The organism is Streptomyces sp. NPDC048417 (assembly GCF_040651615.1).
Taxonomy (GTDB): Bacteria; Actinomycetota; Actinomycetes; order Streptomycetales; family Streptomycetaceae; genus Streptomyces.
Genome location: NZ_JBEZKI010000011.1, coordinates 64,456 through 87,869, shown reverse-complemented (window position 1 = coordinate 87,869; position 23,414 = coordinate 64,456). Strand labels below are relative to the sequence as shown.

25 protein-coding genes are annotated in these 23,414 nt (G+C 71.7%); 7 read left to right on the top strand and 18 right to left on the bottom strand.

The window, feature by feature from the left end:
- Positions 1–47: 47 nt before the first annotated feature.
- Positions 48–1,070 carry a 2-dehydropantoate 2-reductase N-terminal domain-containing protein gene (locus AB0D59_RS18880; RefSeq protein ID WP_362566175.1) on the top strand — a complete coding sequence of 341 codons (1,023 nt, stop codon included), beginning with the start codon at positions 48–50 and terminating at the stop codon, positions 1,068–1,070.
- Positions 1,071–1,362: 292 nt separating this feature from the next.
- Here the strand turns inward: AB0D59_RS18880 and AB0D59_RS18875 are convergent, their stop codons facing one another.
- The 15 genes from AB0D59_RS18875 to AB0D59_RS18805 all read right to left on the bottom strand — a co-directional run bounded on the left by AB0D59_RS18875 (position 1,363) and on the right by AB0D59_RS18805 (position 16,350).
- On the bottom strand, positions 1,363–2,109 hold the full coding sequence (locus tag AB0D59_RS18875) for a sirohydrochlorin chelatase (protein ID WP_362566172.1): 747 nt from the start codon (positions 2,107–2,109) through the stop codon (positions 1,363–1,365).
- A gap of 8 nt (positions 2,110–2,117) precedes the next feature.
- A complete protein-coding gene (locus tag AB0D59_RS18870; protein WP_362566169.1) occupies positions 2,118–2,996 on the bottom strand; it encodes an ABC transporter permease in 879 nt (292 codons plus the stop codon).
- Positions 2,983–3,774, bottom strand: coding sequence for an ABC transporter ATP-binding protein (locus AB0D59_RS18865; protein WP_362566167.1), 792 nt, complete (start codon positions 3,772–3,774; stop codon positions 2,983–2,985). Before AB0D59_RS18865 ends, AB0D59_RS18870 begins: the two co-directional genes overlap by 14 nt.
- A 35-nt stretch (positions 3,775–3,809) precedes the next feature.
- On the bottom strand, positions 3,810–4,919 hold the full coding sequence (locus AB0D59_RS18860; protein WP_362566165.1) for an aliphatic sulfonate ABC transporter substrate-binding protein: 1,110 nt from the start codon (positions 4,917–4,919) through the stop codon (positions 3,810–3,812).
- Positions 4,920–5,150: 231 nt separating this feature from the next.
- The gene (locus tag AB0D59_RS18855) at positions 5,151–6,488 is read right to left on the bottom strand and encodes a GTP-binding protein (RefSeq protein ID WP_362566162.1); all 1,338 of its coding nucleotides are present in this window, start codon (positions 6,486–6,488) and stop codon (positions 5,151–5,153) included.
- A 2-nt stretch (positions 6,489–6,490) separates the two neighbouring features.
- Complete coding sequence (cysD, locus tag AB0D59_RS18850) at positions 6,491–7,429, bottom strand: sulfate adenylyltransferase subunit CysD (protein WP_362566159.1); 939 nt, start codon at positions 7,427–7,429, stop codon at positions 6,491–6,493.
- Positions 7,426–8,001, bottom strand: coding sequence for an adenylyl-sulfate kinase (gene cysC, locus AB0D59_RS18845; RefSeq protein WP_362566157.1), 576 nt, complete (start codon positions 7,999–8,001; stop codon positions 7,426–7,428). The genes cysD and cysC overlap by 4 nt, the downstream gene beginning before the upstream one ends.
- Entirely contained in the window at positions 7,998–8,708 is a 711-nt protein-coding gene (locus AB0D59_RS18840) for a phosphoadenylyl-sulfate reductase (protein WP_362566155.1), read from the bottom strand. Before AB0D59_RS18840 ends, cysC begins: the two co-directional genes overlap by 4 nt.
- Positions 8,705–8,884, bottom strand: a complete 180-nt coding sequence (locus tag AB0D59_RS18835) for a hypothetical protein (protein WP_217546992.1) — start codon at positions 8,882–8,884, stop codon at positions 8,705–8,707. Before AB0D59_RS18835 ends, AB0D59_RS18840 begins: the two co-directional genes overlap by 4 nt.
- The gene (locus AB0D59_RS18830) at positions 8,881–10,578 is read right to left on the bottom strand and encodes a nitrite/sulfite reductase (RefSeq protein ID WP_362566153.1); all 1,698 of its coding nucleotides are present in this window, start codon (positions 10,576–10,578) and stop codon (positions 8,881–8,883) included. Before AB0D59_RS18830 ends, AB0D59_RS18835 begins: the two co-directional genes overlap by 4 nt.
- A 127-nt stretch (positions 10,579–10,705) precedes the next feature.
- Positions 10,706–10,789, bottom strand: a complete 84-nt coding sequence (locus AB0D59_RS18825; RefSeq protein WP_309500612.1) for a putative leader peptide — start codon at positions 10,787–10,789, stop codon at positions 10,706–10,708.
- Between the two features lie 92 nt (positions 10,790–10,881).
- The gene (locus AB0D59_RS18820) at positions 10,882–11,460 is read right to left on the bottom strand and encodes a GNAT family N-acetyltransferase (RefSeq protein WP_362566150.1); all 579 of its coding nucleotides are present in this window, start codon (positions 11,458–11,460) and stop codon (positions 10,882–10,884) included.
- Between the two features lie 42 nt (positions 11,461–11,502).
- Positions 11,503–12,837: a hypothetical protein gene (locus AB0D59_RS18815; RefSeq protein ID WP_362566148.1), complete on the bottom strand. Its 1,335-nt coding sequence runs from the start codon at positions 12,835–12,837 to the stop codon at positions 11,503–11,505.
- Between the two features lie 205 nt (positions 12,838–13,042).
- Positions 13,043–14,320 carry a GAF domain-containing protein gene (locus AB0D59_RS18810; RefSeq protein ID WP_362566146.1) on the bottom strand — a complete coding sequence of 426 codons (1,278 nt, stop codon included), beginning with the start codon at positions 14,318–14,320 and terminating at the stop codon, positions 13,043–13,045.
- A gap of 386 nt (positions 14,321–14,706) precedes the next feature.
- A complete protein-coding gene (locus AB0D59_RS18805; protein WP_362566145.1) occupies positions 14,707–16,350 on the bottom strand; it encodes an acyl-CoA dehydrogenase family protein in 1,644 nt (547 codons plus the stop codon).
- A 149-nt stretch (positions 16,351–16,499) separates the two neighbouring features.
- Between AB0D59_RS18805 and AB0D59_RS18800 the strand changes: the two genes are divergently transcribed.
- Both AB0D59_RS18800 and AB0D59_RS18795 read left to right on the top strand, forming a co-directional pair.
- Positions 16,500–17,633 carry a YihY/virulence factor BrkB family protein gene (locus AB0D59_RS18800; RefSeq protein ID WP_362566142.1) on the top strand — a complete coding sequence of 378 codons (1,134 nt, stop codon included), beginning with the start codon at positions 16,500–16,502 and terminating at the stop codon, positions 17,631–17,633.
- A 456-nt stretch (positions 17,634–18,089) separates the two neighbouring features.
- Positions 18,090–18,761: a helix-turn-helix transcriptional regulator gene (locus AB0D59_RS18795; protein WP_362566140.1), complete on the top strand. Its 672-nt coding sequence runs from the start codon at positions 18,090–18,092 to the stop codon at positions 18,759–18,761.
- Here the strand turns inward: AB0D59_RS18795 and AB0D59_RS18790 are convergent.
- On the bottom strand, positions 18,750–19,145 hold the full coding sequence (locus tag AB0D59_RS18790; protein WP_362566137.1) for a VOC family protein: 396 nt from the start codon (positions 19,143–19,145) through the stop codon (positions 18,750–18,752). The two genes, AB0D59_RS18795 and AB0D59_RS18790, sit on opposite strands and share 12 nt — an antisense overlap.
- Before the next feature lie 350 nt (positions 19,146–19,495).
- Here AB0D59_RS18790 and AB0D59_RS18785 point away from each other — a divergent pair, with 350 nt between their 5' ends.
- The 4 genes from AB0D59_RS18785 to AB0D59_RS18770 all read left to right on the top strand — a co-directional run bounded on the left by AB0D59_RS18785 (position 19,496) and on the right by AB0D59_RS18770 (position 21,993).
- A complete protein-coding gene (locus AB0D59_RS18785) occupies positions 19,496–20,038 on the top strand; it encodes a membrane lipoprotein (RefSeq protein ID WP_362566134.1) in 543 nt (180 codons plus the stop codon).
- A gap of 31 nt (positions 20,039–20,069) precedes the next feature.
- Complete coding sequence (locus AB0D59_RS18780) at positions 20,070–20,720, top strand: ThuA domain-containing protein (protein WP_362566131.1); 651 nt, start codon at positions 20,070–20,072, stop codon at positions 20,718–20,720.
- A 158-nt stretch (positions 20,721–20,878) separates the two neighbouring features.
- Entirely contained in the window at positions 20,879–21,751 is an 873-nt protein-coding gene (locus AB0D59_RS18775; protein WP_362566129.1) for an isocitrate lyase/PEP mutase family protein, read from the top strand.
- Complete coding sequence (locus tag AB0D59_RS18770; protein ID WP_362566126.1) at positions 21,748–21,993, top strand: hypothetical protein; 246 nt, start codon at positions 21,748–21,750, stop codon at positions 21,991–21,993. Before AB0D59_RS18775 ends, AB0D59_RS18770 begins: the two co-directional genes overlap by 4 nt.
- A 105-nt stretch (positions 21,994–22,098) precedes the next feature.
- On the opposite strand, the gene AB0D59_RS18765 is transcribed toward AB0D59_RS18770, so the two are convergent.
- Both AB0D59_RS18765 and AB0D59_RS18760 read right to left on the bottom strand, forming a co-directional pair.
- Complete coding sequence (locus tag AB0D59_RS18765; protein ID WP_362566123.1) at positions 22,099–22,302, bottom strand: hypothetical protein; 204 nt, start codon at positions 22,300–22,302, stop codon at positions 22,099–22,101.
- A 30-nt stretch (positions 22,303–22,332) separates the two neighbouring features.
- On the bottom strand, positions 22,333–23,397 hold the full coding sequence (locus AB0D59_RS18760) for a substrate-binding domain-containing protein (protein ID WP_362566121.1): 1,065 nt from the start codon (positions 23,395–23,397) through the stop codon (positions 22,333–22,335).
- Positions 23,398–23,414: the final 17 nt, after the last annotated feature.

Below are 23,414 nucleotides of genomic sequence, written 5' to 3'. Positions count from 1 at the left end.
CGACCCTGCCCCAGGGGCAGGGTCAACGCCTGTGCGAGGCTCCTCCCATGCGCTACATCATCATCGGGGCAGGGGCGGTCGGCGGTGCGATCGGCGGGCGGCTCGCGGGATCGGGGCATGACGTCGTGCTGGTGGCGCGGGGTGCGCACCACGCGGCGCTGCGGGACGGCGGGCTGCGGCTGCAGGTGCCGGACGGCGAGTACACGTACCGGCTGCCGGCCGTCACCGGGCCCGAGGAACTGGGCGAGCTGCGGGCGGACGACGTACTCGTTCTCGCCGTCAAGACACAGGACACCGTGACCGCCCTGGGGACCTGGGGGTCGGCACCGGTCGCGCGCGGCGGTACGGCGGCGGAGCGCCTGCCCCTGTTCTGCGCCCAGAACGGCGTGGAGGGCCAGCGCCTCGCCCTGCGCGTCTTCCGGCACGTCTACGGCGTCTGCGTCTGGCTGCCGTCGACCTTCGTCGAACCGGGCGTCGTCTCCGCCGGCGGCGCCCCGCTCACCGGCATGCTGCACCTGGGCCGCCACCCCCACGGCACCGACGCGACCGCCCGGCTGGTCGCCGCCGACCTGGAGAAGTCGCACTTCGAGGCGCCGGTCGTGCCCGACGTGGCGCGCTGGCAGTACGCCAAGCTGCTGTCCAACCTCGGCAACGCGCTGGAGGCCGTCGCCGGGCCCATCGCCGACGACGCGGCCGTGACCCTGTTCCAGCGGGTGCGGGCCGAGGGCGAGGCCGTGCTCGACGCCGCCGGGATCGCGTACGCGAGCGTCGAGGAGCAGCGGGCGGTACGCGGTCACAAGGTGGACCTGGTCCCGCTGGACGGCGCCCCGCGCGGCGGCGGCTCCTCCTGGCAGTCCCTCAGCCGCGGCACCGGCACCATCGAGGCCGACTACCTCAACGGCGAGATCGCCCTGCTGGGCCGCCTGCACGGGGTGCCGACCCCGCTCAACGACCTCCTGCAGCACCTCGCCAACACGTTCGCGCGCGAGCGCCGGGCGCCCGGCTCGATGCCGCTCGGGGAGCTCACCCGCCTCGCCGAGAAGTCTGTCGCGTTTGTTCAGGAGCGCTGAACGGCCTCTTCCCGGCGCCCCTGGCCTCGACCGCGCGCTCGCCTCCAGCGGGCCTGCCCCCGGCGCGGCCGGGCCCGGTCAACTGCCCAACAGGGACAGGTCGTTGGCAGACCGGACCGGTAAAGCCCCTGGTGTGACACGTTCGCGGACCGTGGCGCAGAAGTAAGAGCCGGCCATGGCGATGACGCTCGTGGGAGCCCCGCCGTGGGCCGGCTGTTCGCGGTCCGACGTCACAGGGGAGCGCCGGACCGCGAACCCCGAGGGCGCCTGTCCGGACCGAGCGCCGGACGGCTCAGGCCCCCACGGCCGCCAAGGCGGGGGTGCGGGCCGCGTCGTACCGCTCCAGCAGCACCCGCGCCACCTCCGGAGCCGGGCCGAGCACCTCGGCCAGCACGTCCGCCTCCGCCGCGCCCCGTGCGATCCGGTCGGGCAGGAAGCCGGGTGCGAGGACGTACGGAGCCACCGCCACCCGGGCACACCCGAGCTCCCGCAGCTCCCGGACCGCGTCCTCGGTGCGGGGGAGGGATGCGGAGGCGAACGCGGGCCGCACGGCGCACCAACCGGTGTGCCGCCACTCCCGCGCGATTTCTGCGATCACCGCGATCGCCTCCGGGTCGCTGGACCCCGCCGAGGCCAGTACGACCCCGGTCGAGGGTTTGTCGGCGGGGGTCAGCCCCGCCTCGTGCAGCCGCCGTTCCAGGGCCGACAGGAGCAGCGGGGACGGGCCGAGCACCTCCGCCTGCCGGATCCGCAGCCGGGCCGGCGCGTCCCGCAGGACGGCCGGGATGTCCGCCTTCGCGTGGAAGGCGCGCGTCAACAGCAGCGGCAGCGCCACGACGTCGCGGACGCCCTCCGCCGCCAGGGACTCCAGCACCCCGTGCACGGAGGGGATGTTGAAGTCCAGGAAGCCGGTCTCCACGCGCACCCCGGGCCGCAGCGACCGTACCCGCCGTACCAGGGCGTGTACGGTCGCCGCGTGCCGCGGATCGCGGCTGCCGTGGGCGATTACCACGAGGACGGGGCGGACCGGCTTGCGCATGGGCGACCTCAGCTCTTCACCAGCAGACCGCGGCTGCGCAGCACCCACCGCTCCAGCGGGCTGAAGATCAGCAGGTCGATCGCGATGCCGACGAACAGGATCAGGATGATGGCCTCGAACACCATGGCCATGTCGCTGGCGGTGCGCGCGTTCTCCAGCAGCTGGCCGAGGCCCACACCGAGGTCCGGGAAGCTCGCGATGATCTCCGCCGCCATCAGCGAACGCCAGGAGAACGCCCAGCCCTGCTTCAGGCCCGCCACATAGCCGGGCAGGGCCGCCGGCAGCACCACGTGCCAGATGCCCTTCACGCCCGTCGCGCCCATCGTGCGTCCGGCCCGCAGGAACAGCGGGGGCACCTGGTCGACACCGGACACCAGGCCGTTGGCGATGGAGGGGACCGCGCCGAGGAGGATCACGGCGTACATCATCGAGTTGTCCAGACCCAGCCAGATCACGGCCGGCGGCACCCACGCCACCGACGGCAGCGACTGGAGTCCGGACAGGATCGGGCCGATGGCCGCGCGCACGAACTTCACCCGGGCCACCAGCAGACCCAGCGGGGTGCCGATGACCAGCGCGAAGAGGAAACCGAGGAGGCCGCGGCTGACACTGGTCCAGATGTAGCCGAGCAGGTCGCCCTTGAGCCAGGCGTCCTTGAACGCGCTGCCCACCGCGGCCGGCGAGGGCAGCTTGGACGGGTCGTCGACGACCGGGACGAGGAGCGTCCAGACCACGAGGACCACGGCGAGCGCGATGATCGGCGGCAGGATCTTGGCGGTGAAGGTCTGCCGGAAGGTCGGGCGGCCGGTGGCCGACGTCTCCAGCGCGTCGAGGCCCGCCTCGACACTTCCGGCGTCCTTGACCGGCGTCGTCTCAGTGCTGGCCATGACGGCGGATCTCCCCACGCAGTACATCGGTGATCTCAAGGGACAGTTCGGCCACGGGCGCGTCCTCGATCCGACGCGGCTGCGGGATGCCGACCTCCCACTCGCGCGCTATCCGGCCCGGCCGGGACGACAGCAGGATCACCCGCTGGGCGAGCCGCACCGCCTCGCGCACGTTGTGGGTGACGAACAGGACGGACACCCCGGTCTCCTGCCAGATACGGGTCAGCTCGTCGTGCAGCACGTCCCGGGTGATGGCGTCCAGGGCCGAGAACGGCTCGTCCATCAGCAGCAGGTTGCTCTCCTGGGCGAGCGCCCGGGCCAGCGCCGCACGCTGGCGCATACCGCCGGACAGCTCGTGGACGCGCTTGCCGTACGCGCCCTTCAGCCGGACCAGTTCGAGCAGCTGCTCGGCCTTGGCACGGCGGTCGTTCTTGGGAACCCCCCTGAGCTTCAGGGCGAGTTCGATGTTCTTGCCCGCGGTCAGCCACGGGAAGAGGGCGTGCTCCTGGAACATCAGGGCGGGCCGCCCGTCCGTCGCGATGGAGCCCGCGGTGGGCCGGTCGAGCCCCGCCACCAGGTTCAGCAGCGTGGACTTGCCGCAGCCCGAGGCCCCCAGGAGGGTGACGAACTCACCCGGCGCGACATCGAGCGTGATGTCGTCCAGGACGAGCTGCTGTCCGCCGGGAGTCGCGAAGGACTTCGAGACATGCTCAAGGCGTGCCGCGTACTCCACCGACTCGCCGGCCTTGGCGAGTGTCGTGGTCGTGGTCGTGGCCATGGTCGTCACCTCCTGGGAACGCGTCGGGACCGGGGTCAGCTGCTGCCGAGACCGGCGGCGTCGACCGTGCTCGCGCCCTCGGACTTGAGGATCTTGTTGAGGATCGTCAGGTCGTAGATGTTCTTCAGCAGCGGGTCGGAGAGCAGACCGGCCTTGACGGCGTGCTCGGCCTCGGTGTTGAGGGTGGAGGCCAGCGGGTCGTCGGTGAACTGGATCGACTTCCAGGCCGGGTCCAGGACGTCGTCGGGCAGCGCCTTGCCGGAGTCGACCTCCAGCTGCTTGTTCGCGGCGGCCTTCGCCTGGTCGGGGTTGGCGTTGATCCACTTGTTGGTCTCGACCGAGCCCTTCAGCACGGCCTCGACGACCTTCGGGTGCGCCTTGAGGAACTTCTGCGACACGATGATGTTCGTGATCACGAACTTCTTGTCGGGCCACAGCGTGGACTCGTCGAGCAGCACCTTGCCGCCCTCGGCGACCAGCTTGGACGCGGTCGGCTCCGGCACCCAGGCGCCGTCGATGGAACCGGCCTTGAAGGCGTCCGGGGTGATCTTGTTGTCGGTGCGGACGACGGTGACGTCACCCTTGCCGCTCTGCGCGTCGACCTTCCAGCCCTGGTCGGCGATCCAGTTGAGGAACGCCACGTCCTGCGTGTTGCCCAGCTGAGGCGTCGCGATCTTCTTGCCCTTGACGTCCTTCAGGGACTTGATCTTCTTCGGGTTGACGACCAGCTTCACACCGCCGGACGCCGAACCGCCGATGATCTTCAGGTCGGTGCCGTTGGACTTGGTGTAGCCGTTGATCGCCGGCGAGGGGCCGATCCAGCCGATGTCGATGGAGCCCGAGTTGAGCGCCTCGATCTCGGACGGGCCCGCGTTGAAGATCGCGTACTTGGCCTTGGTCGCGCCGAGCTCCTTCTGGAAGAAGCCCTTCTGGTTGCCCACCAGCGCGGTCGCGTGGGTCAGGTTGCCGAAGTAGCCGATCTTGACGGTGTCGAGGCCCTCGATCGTCTTGGCCCCGGCGGCGACCTTGGTGGTGGAGCTCTTGTCGGAGTCCGACCCGTACCCGCAGGCGGCGAGTGTGAGCAGGGGGAGTGCGGCGAGCGCGGCTATGCCGCGGCGAAGCAGCGTTGAGCGGTTGGCAGGCACGGGAGGCGTTCCTCTCGTTGGCCCGGCGGTCACGGTCTCTCAGGTCGTGGCCGGGAGGTCGGCAGGTCTTCGTCGCATCCGGGACGTCGGGTGGGGGGCCGGGGCGCGCAGGCAGTGCGCGTACGTCAGCACGCACATCGCGCCACCCCGCCCTGCCCGCTCCCGAGGGCGCCGCTGCCGACACGGCCGCCCTCCTTCGCGAACGTCGAGTAGACGTCGGTCATCGTCATGTCAGAAGTCCCACCCGTCGTCCTCGTCCTCGTCCTTGACGGGCTCGGGGGAGGCGAACGACTCGCCGACCATGCCCGCGGTGAGCGTGGTGCCGTCGGCGGGGTCGATCAGGATGAACGAGCCGGTGCGGCGCGAGTCGGCGTAGGAGTCGACCGGCAGCGGCTCGGCGGTACGGATCTTCACCCGGCCGATGTCGTTGGCGACGAGCTGCCCCGGGTGCGGGTGCAGGGACAGGTCGTCGAGCGTGAGCCGGGACGGGATGTCCTTGACGAGCGCCTTGACCGTACGGGTGCCGTGCTTGAGCAGCACCCGGTGCCCGACGGTCAGCGGCTGGTCGGCCACGTGGCAGACGGTCGCCTCGACCTCCTGGGTGGTGGCCGGGGCGTCCTTCGTCGGAACGATCAGGTCGCCGCGCGAGACGTCGATGTCGTCGGTGAGCAGGAGGGTCACCGACTGGGTGGTCCACGCCGCGTCGACCGGCTCGCCGAGCAGGTCGATGCCGGAGATCGTCGTCGTGCGGCCGGACGGCAGGACCGTGACCGGCTCGCCGACGTGGAACGTGCCGGCCGCGATCTGGCCGGCGTAGCCCCGGTAGTCCGGGTGCTCGGCGGTCTGCGGGCGGATCACGTACTGCACGGGGAACCGGGCGTGGCAGTGCGCCAGGTCGTGGCTGACCGGGACGGTCTCCAGGTGCTCCAGGACGGTCGGGCCGCCGTACCAGTCCATGTTCGCGGACGGCTCCACGACGTTGTCGCCGACCAGCGCCGAGATCGGGATCGCGGTGACCTCGGGGACGCCCAGCTCGGTCGCGTACGCCGTGAACTCCTCGGCGATCCCGGCGAAGATCGACTCCTGGTAGCCGACCAGGTCCATCTTGTTGACGGCGAGGACCACGTGCGGGACGCGCAGCAGGGCGGCGATCGCCGCGTGCCGGCGGGTCTGCTCGACGACCCCGTTGCGGGCGTCGACCAGCACCACGGTCAGCTCGGCGGTGGAGGCACCCGTCACCATGTTGCGGGTGTACTGCACATGGCCGGGCGTGTCGGCGAGGATGAACCGCCGCCTGGGCGTGGCGAAGTAGCGGTAGGCCACGTCGATGGTGATGCCCTGCTCGCGCTCGGCGCGCAGCCCGTCGGTCAGCAGTGCCAGGTCGGGTGCGTCCTGCCCGCGCGAGGCCGAGGCGCGCTCCACGGCTTCCAGCTGGTCGGTGAGGACCGACTTGGAGTCGTGCAGCAGCCGTCCGACGAGGGTGGACTTGCCGTCGTCGACCGAGCCGGCGGTCGCGAAGCGCAGCAGGGTGGTCTCGGTCAGGCCGAGTTCCGTGGTGGTCGTGCTCATCTCTAGAAGTACCCCTCGCGCTTGCGGTCTTCCATCGCGGCCTCGGAGAGCTTGTCGTCGGCGCGGGTGGCGCCGCGCTCGGTGAGCCGGGAGGCGGCGATCTCGGCGATCACGGCGTCCAGCGTGCCGGCGTCGGAGTCCACGGCGCCCGTGCAGGACATGTCGCCGACGGTCCGGTAGCGCACCTGCCGCTTCTCGACGGTCTCGTTCTCGCGGGGGCCGCCCCACTCACCCGCCGTCAGCCACATCCCGCCCCGCTGGAACACCTCACGCTCGTGCGCGAAGTAGATGTCCGGCAGCTCGATGCCCTCGCGGGCGATGTACTGCCAGACGTCCAGCTCGGTCCAGTTGGAGAGCGGGAAGACCCGGACGTGCTCGCCGGGGGCGTGCCGTCCGTTGTAGAGGTTCCACAGCTCGGGGCGCTGGCGGCGCGGGTCCCACTGGGAGAACTCGTCCCGCAGCGAGAAGACCCGCTCCTTGGCGCGGGCCTTCTCCTCGTCGCGGCGGCCGCCGCCGAAGACCGCGTCGAACCTCTCGCCCTGGATCTTCTCGGTCAGCGGCACCGTCTGGAGCGGGTTACGGGTCCCGTCCGGGCGCTCCTTGAGCACTCCCCGGTCGATGTAGTCCTGCACGGAGGCCACGTGCAGCCGCAGCCCGTGCCGCTCGACCGTGCGGTCCCGGTACTCGAGGACCTCGGGGAAGTTGTGCCCGGTGTCCACGTGCAGCAGGGAGAAGGGGACCGCCGCCGGGGCGAACGCCTTCAGGGCCAGGTGCAGCATGACGATGGAGTCCTTGCCGCCGGAGAACAGGATCACCGGCCGCTCGAACTCGCCCGCCACCTCGCGGAAGATGTGGACCGCCTCGGACTCCAGCGCGTCCAGGTGGGACAGGGCGTACGGGGTGCCCGTGCCCTCCCCGTGAGCCGCCACGGTCGTCGTCATGCCAGTCCCTTTCCGCTCAGCAGGGCGTGCAGGGACGCCGCGGACTCCCGCACGGTCTGGAGCTGCGACTCGATCCGCAGATCGGGCGTCTCGGGCTCCTCGTAGGGGTCGTCGACGCCGGTCAGCCCGGTCAGCTCACCGGCGGCCTGCTTGGCGTACAGACCCTTCACATCGCGTACGGAGCACACCTCGACCGGGGTCGCCACGTGCACCTCGACGTACGCGGTGCCGTTCTCCTCGTGGCGCTTGCGCACCGCGTCCCGGCTGTCGGCGTAGGGGGCGATCACCGGGACAAGGGCCTTGACGCCGTTACGTGCCAGGAGTTCGGCGACGAAGCCGATGCGCTGCACATTGGTGTGCCGGTCCTCGCGGCTGAAGCCGAGGCCCGCCGAGATGAACTCGCGGATCTCGTCGCCGTCGAGCACCTCCACGAGGTGACCGTCGGCCCGCAGCAGGCCGGCCAGCTCGTACGCGATGGTGGTCTTGCCGGCACTCGGCAGACCCGTGAGCCAGACGGTGGCTCCGGTCGTCACGTTGTTCTCCTGGTTCGTCGAAGGCGTGTTGGCCGTCATCCGTGCAGGCCGCACTCGGTCTTGGCGCGCCCCGCCCAGCGGCCGGCGCGCGCGTCCTCGCCCTCCAGCACCCGGCGGGTGCAGGGGGCGCAGCCGACGGAGGCGTAGCCGTCCATCAGCAGTGGGTTGGTCAGCACGCCGTGTTCGGCGACGTAGTCGTCCACGTCGTCCTGGGTCCAGCGGGCGATCGGGGAGATCTTGACCTTCTGGCGCTTCTCGTCCCAGCCGACGACCGGGGTGTTGGCCCGGGTCGGGGACTCGTCGCGGCGCAGCCCGGTCGCCCAGGCGGTGTACTTCGTCAGGCCCTGCTCCAGCGGCTGCACTTTGCGGAGCTTGCAGCACAGGTCGGGGTCGCGGTCGTGCAGCCGGGGCCCGTACTCGGCGTCCTGCTCGGCGACCGTCCGGCGCGGCGTGAGGGTGATGACGTTGACGTCCATCACGGCCTCGACGGCGTCCCGGGTGCCGATGGTCTCCGGGAAGTGGTAGCCGGTGTCGAGGAAGACGACGTCGACTCCCTTCTGGACGCGGGACGCCAGATGGGCCACCACGGCGTCCTCCATGGAGGAGGTCACGCAGAAGCCCTTGCCGAAGGTGTCCACCGCCCACTGGAGGATCTCCAGGGCGGAGGCGTCTTCGAGATCACGGCCGGCCTGCTCGGCCAGCGCCTTCAAATCGTCGGTGGTGCGGTCTTCCTGAGCTGTGGTCATATCTGTTCCCCTCCGGCTTCGGAGTGCTTCAGCCCCCGGGCGAGCAGCCCGAGGAACTTCAGCTGGAATGCGCGGTTGCAGGCCGCGCATTCCCAGGCGCCGTGACCCTGCTCGTTCGGACGCAGGTCCTCGTCGCCGCAGTAGGGGCAGTAGAAGGGGGCGGCCCGCTCGCTCATGAGAGGGCCTCCTCGCTGGCGCGGGACGCCCAGGCGGCGAACCGCTCGCCGTCCTCGCGCTCCGCCTGGAAGCGCTTGAGCACCCGCTCGACGTAGTCCGGCAGCTCCTGCGAGGTCACCTTGAGACCGCGGACCTTGCGGCCGAAACCGGCCTCCAGACCCAGCGCGCCGCCCAGGTGCACCTGGAAGCCCTCGACCTGCTCGCCCTGGTCGTCGAGGACCAGCTGGCCCTTGAGACCGATGTCCGCGACCTGGATACGGGCGCAGGCGTTCGGACAGCCGTTGAGGTTGATGGTCAGCGGCTCGTCGAAGTCGGGCAGCCGGCGCTCCAGCTCGTCGATGAGCGCGGCGCCCCGCGCCTTCGTCTCGACGATGGCGAGCTTGCAGTACTCGATGCCGGTGCAGGCCATGGTGCCGCGCCGGAACGGGGACGGCTTGGCGGTCAGGTCCAGCGCCTCCAGGGCCTCCACCAGCGAGTCGACCTGGTCCTCGGTGACATCGAGGACGATCATCTTCTGCTCGACCGTGGTGCGCACCCGGCCCGAGCCGTGCGCCTCGGCGAGGTCGGCGATCTTCGCGAGGGTGGTGCCGTCCACACGGCCGACCCGCGGGGCGAACCCGACGTAGAAGTTGCCGTCCTGCTGCCGGTGCACGCCGACGTGGTCACGCCAGCGCTGCAGCGGTTCGGCCGGCGCGGGGCCGTCGACGAGCTTCCGCTCGAGGTACTCGTCCTCCAGCACCTGGCGGAACTTCTCCGCGCCCCAGTCGGCGACCAGGAACTTCAGGCGGGCGCGGGTGCGCAGCCGCCGGTAGCCGTAGTCCCGGAAGATGCCGATGACACCGGCCCAGACGTCCGGGACCTCGTCCAGCGGCACCCAGGCGCCCAGCCGGACACCGATCTTCGGGTTGGTGGACAGACCGCCGCCGACCCACAGGTCGAAGCCGGGCCCGTGCTCGGGGTGCTCGACGCCGACGAAGGCGATGTCGTTGATCTCGTGCACCACGTCGAGCAGCGGCGAGCCGGAGATCGCGGACTTGAACTTGCGCGGCAGGTTGGAGAACTCCTTGCTGCCGATGTACCGCTTGTTGATCTCGTCGATCGCCCAGCTGCCGTCGATGATCTCGTCCTCGGCGATGCCGGCGACCGGCGAGCCGATGACCACACGCGGGGTGTCGCCGCACGCCTCGGTGGTGGACAGGCCGACGGCTTCGAGGCGGTTCCAGATCTCGGGAACGTCCTCGATGCGGATCCAGTGCAGCTGGATGTTCTGCCGGTCGGTGACGTCCGCGCTGCCCCGCGCGAACTCCTGCGAGATCTCGCCGATCACCCGCAGCTGCTGGGTGGTGAGGCGGCCGCCGTCGATCCGCACCCGCAGCATGAAGTACTTGTCGTCCAGCTCCTCCGGCTCCAGGATGGCCGTCTTGCCGCCGTCGATGCCGGGCTTGCGCTGCGTGTACAGGCCCCACCAGCGCATACGTCCGCGCAGGTCGTTGGGGTCGATCGAGTCGAAGCCGCGCTTGGAGTAGATCGTCTCAATGCGTGTCCGCACATTGAGACCGTCGTCGTCCTTCTTGAACTGTTCGTTGCCGTTGAGCGGGGTGAAGTGACCCATAGCCCACTGACCCTCACCGCGGTGACGACTCACCTTGCGGCGGGGCGCGGAGGCGGCAGGGTTCTGCGGGGTGGCGGCCATGGTGAATACGTCCTTCGGGACAGGCGGGGAAGCGGCTCTTACCTGCGCGTACGGGCACACGGGGGGAAATCTGCGCGACACTGCGCAAGGGAAGGTCTGGACAGGAGAGTGCGGCGGTGCTGTGCTCTCAGCCCGCCGGACAGATGGCGCTGGACATGCGGCCGAGGTCGACGTGCCGCCGACTCACCAAGGCGATTCCAGTTCCAGACATGACGGAAGCGTGTCACGCGGATCTCGGGGCAGTCCACCATCGTCCGCAATTCGGACGGATCTATTCTGAATACTGAGACAGGGTGGCGTGGGTCACGCCTCGGTGTGTGCTCCCGGCCAGGGTCCCGGCGCCGGGGCGGCCGGTTCTTCCTCGGCCTTCGTGTCGTAGAGCTGGAACCCCCGCCGCTGATAGTTCGCCATCGCGTGCTCGCCGTCCAGACTGCACGTGTGCACCCACACCCGCTTCGTCGGCGGCCGTCCGTCCCACCGCTCCGCGAGGTCCCAGGCGCGCGCGGCGCCGCAGGAGAGCAGGTGACCGCCGATGCGGCGGCCCCGGAACGCCGGGACCAGGCCGAAGTAGGAGATCTCCACGGCCCCGTCGTCCTCCGGGGCGAGCTCGATGTAGCCCGCCGGGGTTCCCCGGTCGTAGGCCACCCAGGTCTCCGTACCCGGCCGTTCCAGATACTGCTGCCACCGGGCGTAGCTCCAGCTCAGCCGGTCGGTCCAGGTGATGTCGCCGCCGACCGAGGCGTACAGGAAGCGGCTGAACTCGGGCGAGGGAACCTCGGCGCGGACGATCCTGACCGTGTCACCGTCAGGGGCGGCGGCGGGGAGTAGGTCGGCCGGGGACGTCTGCTCCAGGTACCAAGTGGTCACGACGATGCTGCTCATGGGGCCAGGCAATCATCCCGGCCCCGGACGTGTCGACAGCCGTTATCCCAGTGACGCGTCGATCGAGCGCAGCGGCACCGAGAACAGCATGCGGTCCGTGACCGACCACACCTCGCCCGTGTCGGGGGCGTAGGAGAGCGAGCCGGTGCTCTCGCCCCAGCAGCGGTGCGAGGCGTCCGAGCCGCAGCGGGCCGCCTGTGCGCCCTCGGTGTCCTGCCGCCACAGGCTGCCGTGCCCGTCCATGGCGCCGGGGAGATGGCCGACGTACCACTCGGCGGCGGTCGCGCCCGGCGGCCGGTACGACAGGACGCCCCGGATCTCGGAGGCCCCGGTCCGGTACGCCTCGACCGCGTCCGCCCGGCCGGCGGCGTCGGTGGCGAGCGATCCGTCGTGCTTCGGGTTCTCGTCGAACGCGTACCGCCACAGCCGGGCCCGCTGATCGCTGCCGGCGGCTGTCCACTCGCCGAGGACCAGGCTGTCCGGGGCCGTCCCGCGGTCCACGGAGAGCGCGCTCGGACAGGGCGCGCCGGTCTCGGAGCAGGCTCCCGCGGTGAACCGGTACGAGCCCACGGCGGGCATCACGTACCGGAAGCCGTCGGCCGACCAGCCGCCGGGCACCCGGCCGACCGCGTCGGTCAGTACCGAGGTGCGCTGGATGCGGTTGAGGTCGTAGACGTAGAGCGCTTCGGCGCTGCCCGGGGTGGTGGTGACCAGCAGCTTGTCCTCGTACCAGACCATGCCGGAGATCTCCGAGGTCAGACCCCGGTAGGTACGGCCGTCGGCGCTGGGCACGGTCAGCAGGACCCAGGAGTAGGAGGGTTGCGCCGGGTCGTTCTCGTTCACGACCGCGACCCTGGCCAGGCCCCGGGAGGCGGCGGGGCCGCTGGAGGTGCTGTGCGTCCAGCCGGCCAGGACGACCCGGTTGGCGCCCCACAGGCCGTCGTCGTCCGCGTCGGAGGAGGTGGTCACCGAGGCCGGCCGCCAGTCGTCGGTGAGGGTGTCGGTGGGGTCCCAGCAGTACGCCTCGGTGGCCGCCGGGGTGGCCGGCAGCGAGTCCCGGTCGTCGGAGTCGCAGTCGGCAGCCTCACGCAGGCTGTGGTCGGCGTCCGCCAGGACGTCGGCGACCCCGACGGTCCCGCCCATCGCCGAGGCGAGCCGGTCCAGCGAGCGGCGCGGCACGAGGTGTTCCTGAAGCTGGAGCGGCGCGGTGTCGGAGGCGGAGGTCAGCGGCTTCAGTGCGCCCGGGTTCTCGGCGACCGTGGCCTGCGAGGCGCTGACGATCGTGGCGGTCGCGGTGAGCGCCAGCGCGGCCCCGGCCAGGGCGGCGCGCAGTGCCGCGCCCCGCCTGCGTCGCCGGTGTCTGCCGCGATGCTTCATGTCTCCTCCCGAGGCGGGCCAACTGCGCCCCATGGTCCGTACGTTGACCGAGGAGCAGGTGGGGATGCCCGCACCGGGATGCTACGGCAGTCGAGGCGGCCGTACCGCGAAGACCCCGCAAATATGCGGAAGATACGTCGCCTTATGCCCCTGATGCGTTGAATGAGCCTCAGAGTACGGGGCTTCACGCGGGCCCTGCGGACTCTCAGCTGGACCGCAGTTCAGGCCCTCTGCCCGCCGCCACCGCCGGGGCGGTCGAACAGGGCAGCAGGTCGTGCGGGTCGGCCGGGAGCAGCACCTCGATCTCCGCGTCCTCCCGGAAGCGATAGGGCCGGTGTTCGAGCAGCGCCCCCAGATAGCGCCGGATCCTGGACATCTCGGCGCGCACGGTCACCGTCCGTGAGGCGTCCCCGAAGACGTCCTCGGCCAGCCCGGCCGCGCTCCGCCCGGCACGTCGTACCGCCAGCAGATACAGCAACTCGGCGTGCCGGGGGCTCAGTTCCCGGGACCAGGAGCAGGTGCCGCCGCCCACCGTCACCGAGGGCCGGCGCGGCTGGGCCAGGTCGAGCACCAGCCGCCCGCCGCCCGTCGGTGCCGGATCGTCCGCCGCCCGCAGCAGCCAGCCCCCGGCCAGCGGCTCCACCGAGCACAGCCCGAGCGCCGGCAGCCAGCGGCGGCCCGGCGCAAGGGGCTTGGGCAGCGCGAGCCGCTGTGGATACGGCATGCCGGTGACCGCCGCCGTCCAGCCGTCGGCGTCCACCACCAGCGCCCGCCCGCCCAGCTGGGCCAGCAGCGGCGCCGCGACCGCACGCAGCCGCTCCAGCGCGTTCAGATGCACCTCCCGCAGGCGTGCCTCGGCGAGCTTCGCCACCGAGTTCACCCAGGCCAGGGTGGCCGGATGCATGGTCTCCAGCGGACCGCTGACGTCCACCACGCCGAGCAGCCTGCCGTCCCGGGGGTCGGTGATGGGGGCGCCGGAACAGGTCCACGAGGCGTGCGAGCGGACGAAGTGCTCGGCGGCGAACACCTGCACGGGGCGGCGCACCACCGCCGGGGTGCCCACCCCGTTGGTGCCGACGACGTCTTCGCGCCAGTCGGCGCCGAGCTCGAAGCCCAGCCCGTCCGCCTTGCGCAGTACCGGCGAGGATCCCTCGCGCCACAGCACCCGGCCGTCGGCGTCGGCCACCACCATGATGTGCTGGGCGACGTCCGCGACCGAAAGCAACCCCTCCCGCAACACCGGCAGTAGATCCCTGAGCGGTGACTCCTCGCGTCTGCGCCGGACTTCGTCGGCGGACAGCAGTCCCGAACGGAAGTCGTGGTCGGGGTCGACGCCGCTGCGCAGCATCCGCCCCCAGGACTGCTCGATCACCGGCCGGGGCGCGATCCGCCCACGCTGTCCGGCGAGTCTGGCCTCGCGCAGCTCGCTCAGTAACCGCGCCGCCTGCGCCGCGTCCACCGCGGCGAGTCGCGCCACGTCCATCGGCGGGTTCCCCACTGAGGTCCTCCCGGACAGTCCTCGCAAAAAGGCATGGAAGAGTCTTGTCAAGCCGTCCGGGCGGCGGTTTCCGGACCGACTGCGCGTCTCATACTGCCGTTTTCCAGTGCCTGAAGAACACAGTCCGCCCACAGACACAGATATGTTGCAACCCCTTGCAACCCTGGTGAATGGACCGGGGGTGGCCGAAAATTGAGCCGACGCTCCGGCGTCGGTGGCCTGACATGGGCCCAGGAAACGGGGGTGGTGCCGTGTCGGCGCAGCACCACCCCCGTGCTCCGGCGGCGGGCCGAACGCGGCAGAGGGCGCGGCTCGGGGTCCGCCGGCGGCCGACGGCGGTCGGTGGTCGAGCGCGCAGTTCCACGGGCCTCTCAGGCGGGGATGCGCACCCTTGCCCGATCCACCACGGCGTCCAGGTCCAGGCCCTTCGGCAAGGTACCGAAGGATGAACCCCAGTCGTTGCCCAGTCTTGACGCGCAGAAGGCGTCGGCCACCTCCGGGGGCGCGAAGCGGACCAGCAGGGAACCCTGGAGGACCGTCGCCAGGCGTTCCACGAGGCGCCTGGCCCGGGCCTCCATGCCCTCCAGGTCGGCCAGTTCGGAGAAGAGGTCCTTGACCGCGCGGTCCAGGCGGTGGTCGGCGCCGTGGGCGCGGCCGATCTCCTGGAGGTAGGCGTCCAGCGCCGCCGGCTCGCGTTGCAACGCCCGCAGGACGTCCAGTGCCTGGACGTTCCCCGCGCCCTCCCAGACCGAGTTCAGCGGTGACTCGCGCACCAGCCTGGGCAGCCCCGACTCCTCCACGTAGCCGTTGCCGCCCAGGCACTCGGCGGCCTCCACGGTGACCGGCGCGCAGCGCTTGGTCACCCAGTACTTGGCGGCCGGCAACGCCAGCCGCAGCAGGGCCCGTTCGGACTCGCTCCCGTCGTCGTAGGCGGCGGCCAGCCGGAGCGCGAGCGTCGTCGCGGCCTCCGACTCGATCGCGAGGTCGGCCAGGACGTTGCGCATCAGCGGCTTGTCGGACAGCTTTCCGCCGAACGCCTCGCGGTGCGTGCAGTGGTGCACGGCCTGTGCCACCGCCTGCCGCATCAGCCCCGCCGAGCCCAGCACGCAGTCGAGCCGGGTCGCGGCGACCATCTCGATGATGGTCCGCACCCCGCGACCCTCCTCGCCCACGCGCCGCGCCCAGGTGCCGTCGAACTCGACCTCGCCCGACGCGTTCGACCGGTTGCCGAGCTTGTCCTTGAGGCGCTGGAGAAGGAAGACGTTGCGGGTGCCGTCCGCCAGGACGCGCGGTACGAGGAAGCAGGTCAGTCCGTCCGGTGCCTGGCCCAGCACCAGGAAGCAGTCCGACATCGGAGCCGAGCAGAACCACTTGTGTCCGGTGAGTGTGTACGTCCCGGACTCGGCGAGCGGGACGGCGCCGGTCGTGTTCGCGCGTACGTCGCTGCCGCCCTGCTTCTCCGTCATGCCCATGCCGAAGAGGGCGCCGGCCTTCTGCGCGGCGGGCCGCAGCTCACGGTCGTAGATCACGGACGTCAGCAGCGGCTCCCACACGGCGGCCAGCTCCGGGTCGGCGCGCAGTGCGGGCACCGCCGCGTTCGTCATCGACAGCGGGCAGCAGTTGCCGGCCTCGGCCTGGGTCCAGACCAGGAACGCGGCCGCCCGCCGGACGTGCCCGGACGGCCGTACCCAGCCGGTGGTCAGGCCCGCGCCCACGCCCTTGCCGAGCAGCCGGTGCCAGGCGGGATGGAACTCGACCTCGTCGACCCGGTGGCCGTAGCGGTCGTGGGTGCGCAGCCGCGGCGGGTGCTCGTTGGCCTGCATCCCCCACTCCTGCACCTGCGCCGAACCGGCCGAGACGCCGATCGACGACAGCTCGGCGCGCACCTCGTCCAGCAGCTCCGGGGCGGTGTGCCGGGCCACGGCCTCGACGAGGGCGCGGTCGGCGGCGAAGAGGTCGTATCCGACCAGCGGGGGCGGCTGGTTGGTCACGGAATGAGTGGTGGTGCCTGCCATGTCTGCGAACCTACCCGGGGCGACGGCGGTGGTCTCCAGCCTTGCACGGCGGTACCCCGGTGGCGCCGCGAGGTCCCGCCGGGTTCCGGAAGGTCGCTTCGGGCCCCCGGAAGATGAGCACCGCCCCGGACGGCGGATACCGTTAGGGCGTGCAGCCAGCAAGCGATACCCCCGAGCGGCCCTCCGGCCGGCTCCACCGGGCCAGAGCCCTCTACCGGAACGTCTCCAAGCGCAGGACGGCCTGGCTGCTGATCAAGGACACCGTCAATTCCTGCATGGAGTACCGCATCCTCGGCCTCGCCGCCGAGGCCGCCTTCTTCACCCTGCTGTCCGTGCCGCCGCTGCTGCTCAGCCTCATCGGACTGCTCGGCTACGTCGACGACTGGACCGGCGCACACACCATCGCCAGCCTGGAGACCAACCTCCTGGACGCCTCCCGCACGGTCCTGTCCGACAAGGGTGTGAAGGAGATCGCGGAGCCGATCCTGCACGACGTGGTGCGGGGCGGCCGTCCCGATGTGATCTCCATCGGCTTCCTGTTCGCCCTGTGGTCGGGCTCCCGCGCGGTGAACGTCTTCATCGACACGATCACCGTGATGTACGGCCTCGACGGCGTCCGGGGCATCGTGAAGACCCGGATCGTGTCCTTCCTGCTCTTCATCGCGGCCCTGCTGATCGGCTCGGTGGCGTTGCCGCTGATGGTGGCCGGGCCGGACGCGGTGGTCGGGATCGTGCCCTGGTCGGAGACGCTCGTACAGGTCCTGTACTGGCCGGTCGTGATCGTCCTGTCCATCGTCTTCCTGACCACGCTGTACCACGTCTCCGTGCCGGTGCGCTCCCCGTGGATCGAGGACGTGCCGGGCGCCCTGGTCGCCCTGGCCATGTGGGTCCTCGGCAGCTTCCTGCTGCGCATCTACCTGACCAACACCATCGAGGGCGCGACGATCTACGGCTCCCTGGCCGCGTCCGTCGCCGTGCTGCTGTGGATCGGTGTGGCGGCCTTCGCCGTGCTGGTCGGCGCCGCCGTGAACGCCGCCATCGACCGGGTCTGGCCGGCCGCCGCCACGGCCGCGGCGCGCGCCGCCAACGAACGGCTGCGGGAGGTCCAGGTCGCCGAGTACGTCGCCCGCGCGGCCGCGGCGCGGGAAGTCGACCCCGACGATCCGGACATGCCGTCCGAGTTCCCGGAACGCTGGTCCCGGTTCCTGCCGCCGGAGGACGTCACGGCCCGGCTGCGCACCCATGTGAAGAGCAGCCATCCGCCGCACAAGCCGGAGGCGTGAGGGCCGGGGGCGAGGCCGGGTTCGTTGTGGGGGTGCGCGTCGCGGGCGGGGTGCCGGGGGGTGCGCGTCGCGGGCGAGGTGCCGGGGGGTGCGCGTCGCGGGCGGGGTGCGGGTTGGCTGTGACTGATCGCGCAGTTCCCCGCGCCCCTGAAGGGGCGCGATCTGGCCGGCGTGTCTCAGGCAGGCCCGCGCGTCCCTGACGGGGCGAGGTCGGGGCTGCGTGTCGCGCACAGGCCCGCGTCTCTGACGGGGCGCGATCGGGGCTGCGTGTCGCGCACAGGCCCGCGTCTCTGACGGGGCGCGATCGGGGCGGTGTGTCGCACCAGACCCGCGTCCCTGAGGGGGCGCGATCGGGGCGGTGTGTCGCACCAGGCCCGCGTCCCTGAGGGGGCGCGATCGGGGCGGTGTGTCGCACCAGGCCCGCGTCCCTGACGGGGCGCGTCTACGCTGGCGTATGTGTACGAGGAGCGGGCGTCTCGGCTCTCCGGTGCGGTCGTCTGGGTGAACAGGCCGGACGGGGGCGGCGCCGGGCGCGTGTTGCCCGACGGGTGTATGGATCTGCTCTGGCACGAGGGGCGGCTGCTGGTCGCCGGGCCCGATACGCGCGCGTACGTCACCGACGGTGCCCAAGGCGTGTGGGTCGGCCTCCGTTTCTACCCCGGTACCGCGCCCGCCGTCCTCGGCGTACCGGCGTACGAACTGCTCGACCGGCGTGTGGAACTGAGCGACCTCTGGCCGGCCGCAGTCGTACGGCGGCTGCGCGCCCGGGTCGGAGCCGCCGATGATCCCGTCGCCGCGCTGGAGCAGATCGCCCTGGAGCGGGCCGTCCCGCCCGACCGGTCCCTGCGGCGGCTGGTCGAAGCGCTGGACGCGGGACACCCGGTGGCGGCCACCGCCGACGAACTGGGCCTCGGCGCCCGCCAGCTGCACCGGCGCAGTCGCGCCGCGTTCGGCTACGGGCCCAAGACGCTCGCCCGGGTGCTCCGGATGCAGCGGGCCCTCTCGCTCGCCCGGGGCGGGGTGCCGCTGGCCGAGACGGCCGTTCGGGCGGGCTACGCGGATCAGCCCCATCTCTCTCGTGAGGTGCGGGAGTTGGCCGGGCTGCCGGTGACCGGGCTACTCGGGTAGCGGGGCGAACAGGTCGACGCCGTTGCCGTCGGGGTCGTGCACGGTGGCGTACCGCTGGCCCCAGAAGGCGTCCCACGGCTTGAGCTCGCCGTGGTACCCGGCACCCACCAGGTCCTCGTAGACCGCGTCCACCTCGGCGGGCGACCCGCAGCGGAAGGCGAGCCCCACCCGGCCGCCGCCGGCCGGCGGGCGCCAGGCCGGGTGGAAGGAGCGGACCGTCTCCTCGGTGTCCAGGGCGAGGGTGAGCCCGCCGGGCAACTCGGCCTCGACATGGGGCTGTTCCTCGGCGCCGGGCGGGAAGTCCAGACCCAGGCGACGGTAGAAGGCGAGGGACGCGGTCAGGTCGGAGGCGACCAGACCGATCACGGCGAATCGTGGAGTCATGGCGTCACCGTAGGCGGAGGGCCGGGCGCCGGTCTTGAAGGAATCGGACACTCAGGAGAAGGCCACGGCTCCCCGCGGGGTGCCGACGGTGAAGGAGAACGCCACCGGCCCCTCGGCCAGGGGCGGCCAGGGGCAGGTCCGTGCCCGGGCCCTCAGCGGGGGCGGACCTCGGCGGGGAGGTCGGGGTCGCCGGCACCAGGTGGTCGAGGAGGGGCGGGGTGGCGTTCATCGAGGCTGAGACTGGTAGTGCTTCGTCAGGTTCTTCTTCTGCTGGTCGGCAAGGACGGACGAGCGGTGGGACGGCCGGAAAACCCGATGCCCATGGAACGCCTGTGCGGCACGATGGGCGCATGATCCGTGCCGTGCGCGCCCTGCCGCCGCTGCTCCTCGCCGCCGCCCTGCTCACCGGATGCGGTACCGAGAAGGTGGCCCCCGGAGCCTCCATCTCGCCCGCCGACCCGGCCGAACTCGCCGCCAAGGCGAAGGCGTTGGGCATGGACCCGGAGCTGGTCTATGTCACCGACGCACCGGGGTTCACCCTCGCCCAGCAGTCCGTCGGCGTGCAGGGCGACGACGGCTTCTCCGCCGCGTACACGGACGAGACCGGAGCCGTCATCCACCTCTACACCGACCACCCGCGCTACGCCGGGCAGCACAAGTACGAGGTGACGAAGAAGGACTGCGTGGTGTGGCTCGAAGGCGAGGGCGGCGTCTCCGACGCCGTGCTGGGCAAGGCGGTGCGCGCGATCCACCGCCCCTCCGCCGGCGAACTCGACACCCTGCTGCCCACGCCCGACCCGGCCTTCACCGACGACCAGCCGGTACAGCGCGGCGACCTGCCGTCAGGCGGCGACGGCGCCCCCGACAACAGCGTGCCGACGCCCGGCCTTTGAACCGTCGGCGGCCATGGGCGACCATGCGGCCATGGCCCCTCGACTGCTCCTCCACACTCGCACCACCGGCTACCGCCACGACTCGATCCCCGACGCCGTCGCCGCCGTACGGGAGTTCACCGATTTCGACGTCGACGCCACCGAGGACCCTGCCGCCCTCGAAGAGCCGCTGGACGGGTACGCGGCCGTCGTCTTCCTCTCCACCAGCGGCGAGATCCTGACCCCGGCGGGCCGCGCCCGGCTGGCCGCCCACGTCGAGGCGGGCGGCGGCTTCGCAGGCGTGCACGCGGCGGCCTGCACCGAGTACGACTGGCCGTACTACGGCGAACTCCTCGGCGCCCGCTTCGACCGCCACCCGGAGTACCAGCCCGGCCGGGCGCTCGTCGAGGACCATGACCATCCGGCGACCCGGCAGCTGCCCGCCGCCTGGGACTTCGCCGACGAGTGGTACGACTTCCGGGACAACCCGCGCGGCCGGGTACGGGTGCTGCTGCGCGCCGACGAGTCGTCGTACGACGGCGGGGCGATGGGGGACGACCATCCGCTGGCCTGGTGCCGCCGGCAGGGGGCCGGACGGGTGTTCTACACGGCACTGGGGCACGCCCGGGAGGCGTACCGGGATCCGGCCTTCCTGACCCATCTCCACGGGGGTCTCGCCTGGGTGGCCCGGCTCGGCCAGTGACGTTTCTCCGGTGAACCCGATCCGCCATTGGAGTGAGTAAAGCTCGCGCACGGAGATAGTCACGTGCGTATCTAGACATGCTCTTGTCTTGGCAAAGGGCGTCGAGACGCGGAGGCCGCCGAGCCGCCGCGCCACCCACCCACAGGAGGAGCCGGACCTTGACTTACGGGAAGAAGCTGCGCGACCAGATCGCCGGGCCGGGGACCACCCCGTTGATCGGCGTGTATGACATGTACTCGGCATCGATCGCGGCCAAACACTACGACGGGATGTTCGTCTCCGGCTTCGGCTTCGCCGCGTCGTACTACGGGCTGCCGGACATCGGATTCATCGCCTGGCCCGACATGGTGGCCTTCGTCCAGCGGCTGCGGGGCGCGTTCCCGCACCACCATCTCCTCGTCGACATCGACGACGGCTACGTCGACCCCGAGGTCGCCTGCCACGTCGTGGAGGGGCTGGAACGCATCGGCGCCTCCGGGGTGATCCTGGAGGACCAGAAGCGGCCCCGCCGCTGCGGGCACGCCGACGGCAAGCAGGTACTGCCCCTGGAGGAGTACCTGGACAAGCTGGAGAAGGTCCTGGCGACCCGCCAGGACCTGGTCGTCGTGGCCCGTACGGACGCCACGGACGAGCACGACATCCTGCACCGCGCGGAGCGGCTGGCCGCCACCGACGCCGACGTGATCCTCGTCGACGGGGTCCGCAGTGAGGAGTGGATCCGCCGCATCCGCAAGGTCGTCGGCGACAAACCGCTGCTCTTCAACCAGATCGGCGGCGGCAAGTCGCCCCGGCTCTCGCTCACCGAACTGGACGAACTCGGTGTCGACGTCGCCATCTACTCCACTCCCTGTCTGTTCGCCGCGCACGAGGCCATGGAGAGCGCCCTCGGCGAGCTCAAGGCGGCGGACGGCAGGCTGCCCGAGGTGGACGCGGCCGGTGGCGTAGGGGTCAAGGCGTCCACCACCCTGCTGGAACGCAACATCGCCCGGGAACGGCTGGACGAGCCCGAGCCCGAGGGCGTGGGCGTGTGACGCGGTTGCCTGCGGCTGTGGCGGTCGCGGCGGTGCTTCTCGGCGCGGTCGCGGTCCCCGCGTACGCGGCCGGGAGTCTGATCACCGTGATCGACAACTCCAACGCGGACTCCATCCTGGAGGTGGACCGCACGGCGAACGTCCAGGCCGGGAGGGGTACGGCCGGCAGCGACCACGACGGCAGCGCCGTGGACGCGATCCAGGCGTTGCTCGGTGAGCCGCGTGAGGACGACGACGACTGACGGACCGGCCGGTGGGGAACTGCGGGCCCGTCGTGGCCGGTCGCGCAGTTCCTCCCCCAGCCTTCGGCCGGGGGTACCCCCAGCGCCCCTGAGGGGCGCTCCGCCTCAGTCCTCGTTCAGGTCCGGGTGGCCGTTCTCGTCCAGCTCCACGTCCTCCTTCGGGGCGTGCTCGTCGGCCGGGGCGGCCACCGTGGCGTGGTGCGCGGCCGGGGCGACGGTGCGGGTCGTGGCCTGGGCGCTGCCCAGGACCGTGGTCACGGCGGTTGCGGCCAGGGCACAGGCCGCCGCGGTACGCAGGGTGAGATTCATGCACTGGAAACGATCTTGAAGAGGCTCCGGTCACCCTCGTGCGGCCGAACGGGCAGGCGGGGCGGCCGTGCTCGCCCGCTCCACCAGCCGTGTCGACAGCTCGGTCCGGGTGCCCTCCGGACGATCCCCGTGCATCAGCCGCACCAGCAGCCGCAGCGCGGTCGCCGCCATCTCCGCGAGCGGCTGGCGGACCGTGGTCAGCGCCGGGGTGCCCCAGCGGGCCTCGGGCAGATCGTCGAAGCCGACCACGCTGATGTCGTCCGGCACCCGCAGCCCGCGCTCGGCCAGCGCCGTGTACACCCCGAGCGCCATCCGGTCCGAGCAGACGAACACGGCGGTCGGCGGCTCCGGCAGGTCGAGCAGCTCGTGCATACGATGCCGGGCCGTGCCCTCGTCGAAGCTCGCGTGCCGGACGTACTCGCCGCGATGGCGCAGCCCGGCCGAGGCGAGCGCCGAACGGTAGCCGGCCACCCGGGCGCCGCTGCACATCCTGCGCCGGTTGCCGGCGATCACCGCGATCCGCTCATGGCCGAGCGAGAGCAGATGCTCGGTCGCGTACACCCCGCCCTGCCAGTTCGCGGCCCCGACCGACACGACTCCCGCCGGGGGTTCATGGACAGGGTCGATCAGCACGTACGGGATGCGGTGGTGGTCCAGCCAGGCGTGCTGCGACTGCGTCAGCTCGGCCAGGTTGAACAGCACCCCGGAGGAGCCGCGCGCGGTGAGCTTGTCCAGCCAGCCGCGCTCCGGGCGGCCGGCCCGCGTCCTGGTCAGCCCCGCCGACACCACGACCTCGAGACCGGCCTCGTACGCCGCCTCCTCCACCCCGTGCAGCACCGCGCCCGACCACGAGCTGTCCAGCGCGTGCACGACCAGGTCGATCAGGGCGGGGGCCTTCGCCGCGTCGAACCGCGGTCTGCGGACGTAGCCGAGCCGTTCGAGGGCCTCGGTGACCCGGCGGCGGGTCTCGGGGGCCACGTCGTCACGGCCGTTGACCACCTTTGACGCGGTCGGTACGGAGACGCCCGCTTCGCGGGCCACCACCGCCAGCGTCGGACCGGCCGCCGCCACGCTCGTACCCCCGGCACGAACCATGGGGAACCGCCTCTCCG

Coding starts and splice junctions, on each gene's coding strand:
- cysD (WP_362566159.1), bottom strand. CDS start 7,429: ATGACGACGACCGTGGCGGCTCACGGGGAGGGCACGGGCACCCCGTAC.
- AB0D59_RS18875 (WP_362566172.1), bottom strand. CDS start 2,109: ATGCGCAAGCCGGTCCGCCCCGTCCTCGTGGTAATCGCCCACGGCAGC.
- AB0D59_RS18880 (WP_362566175.1), top strand. CDS start 48: ATGCGCTACATCATCATCGGGGCAGGGGCGGTCGGCGGTGCGATCGGC.
- AB0D59_RS18810 (WP_362566146.1), bottom strand. CDS start 14,320: ATGGACGTGGCGCGACTCGCCGCGGTGGACGCGGCGCAGGCGGCGCGG.
- AB0D59_RS18840 (WP_362566155.1), bottom strand. CDS start 8,708: ATGACCACAGCTCAGGAAGACCGCACCACCGACGATTTGAAGGCGCTG.
- AB0D59_RS18780 (WP_362566131.1), top strand. CDS start 20,070: ATGGCCCCTCGACTGCTCCTCCACACTCGCACCACCGGCTACCGCCAC.
- AB0D59_RS18820 (WP_362566150.1), bottom strand. CDS start 11,460: ATGAGCAGCATCGTCGTGACCACTTGGTACCTGGAGCAGACGTCCCCG.
- AB0D59_RS18805 (WP_362566145.1), bottom strand. CDS start 16,350: ATGGCAGGCACCACCACTCATTCCGTGACCAACCAGCCGCCCCCGCTG.
- AB0D59_RS18785 (WP_362566134.1), top strand. CDS start 19,496: ATGATCCGTGCCGTGCGCGCCCTGCCGCCGCTGCTCCTCGCCGCCGCC.
- AB0D59_RS18855 (WP_362566162.1), bottom strand. CDS start 6,488: ATGAGCACGACCACCACGGAACTCGGCCTGACCGAGACCACCCTGCTG.
- cysC (WP_362566157.1), bottom strand. CDS start 8,001: ATGACGGCCAACACGCCTTCGACGAACCAGGAGAACAACGTGACGACC.
- AB0D59_RS18765 (WP_362566123.1), bottom strand. CDS start 22,302: ATGAATCTCACCCTGCGTACCGCGGCGGCCTGTGCCCTGGCCGCAACC.
- AB0D59_RS18830 (WP_362566153.1), bottom strand. CDS start 10,578: ATGGCCGCCACCCCGCAGAACCCTGCCGCCTCCGCGCCCCGCCGCAAG.
- AB0D59_RS18815 (WP_362566148.1), bottom strand. CDS start 12,837: ATGAAGCATCGCGGCAGACACCGGCGACGCAGGCGGGGCGCGGCACTG.
- AB0D59_RS18870 (WP_362566169.1), bottom strand. CDS start 2,996: ATGGCCAGCACTGAGACGACGCCGGTCAAGGACGCCGGAAGTGTCGAG.
- AB0D59_RS18790 (WP_362566137.1), bottom strand. CDS start 19,145: ATGACTCCACGATTCGCCGTGATCGGTCTGGTCGCCTCCGACCTGACC.
- AB0D59_RS18760 (WP_362566121.1), bottom strand. CDS start 23,397: ATGGTTCGTGCCGGGGGTACGAGCGTGGCGGCGGCCGGTCCGACGCTG.
- AB0D59_RS18825 (WP_309500612.1), bottom strand. CDS start 10,789: ATGTCTGGAACTGGAATCGCCTTGGTGAGTCGGCGGCACGTCGACCTC.
- AB0D59_RS18835 (WP_217546992.1), bottom strand. CDS start 8,884: ATGAGCGAGCGGGCCGCCCCCTTCTACTGCCCCTACTGCGGCGACGAG.
- AB0D59_RS18865 (WP_362566167.1), bottom strand. CDS start 3,774: ATGGCCACGACCACGACCACGACACTCGCCAAGGCCGGCGAGTCGGTG.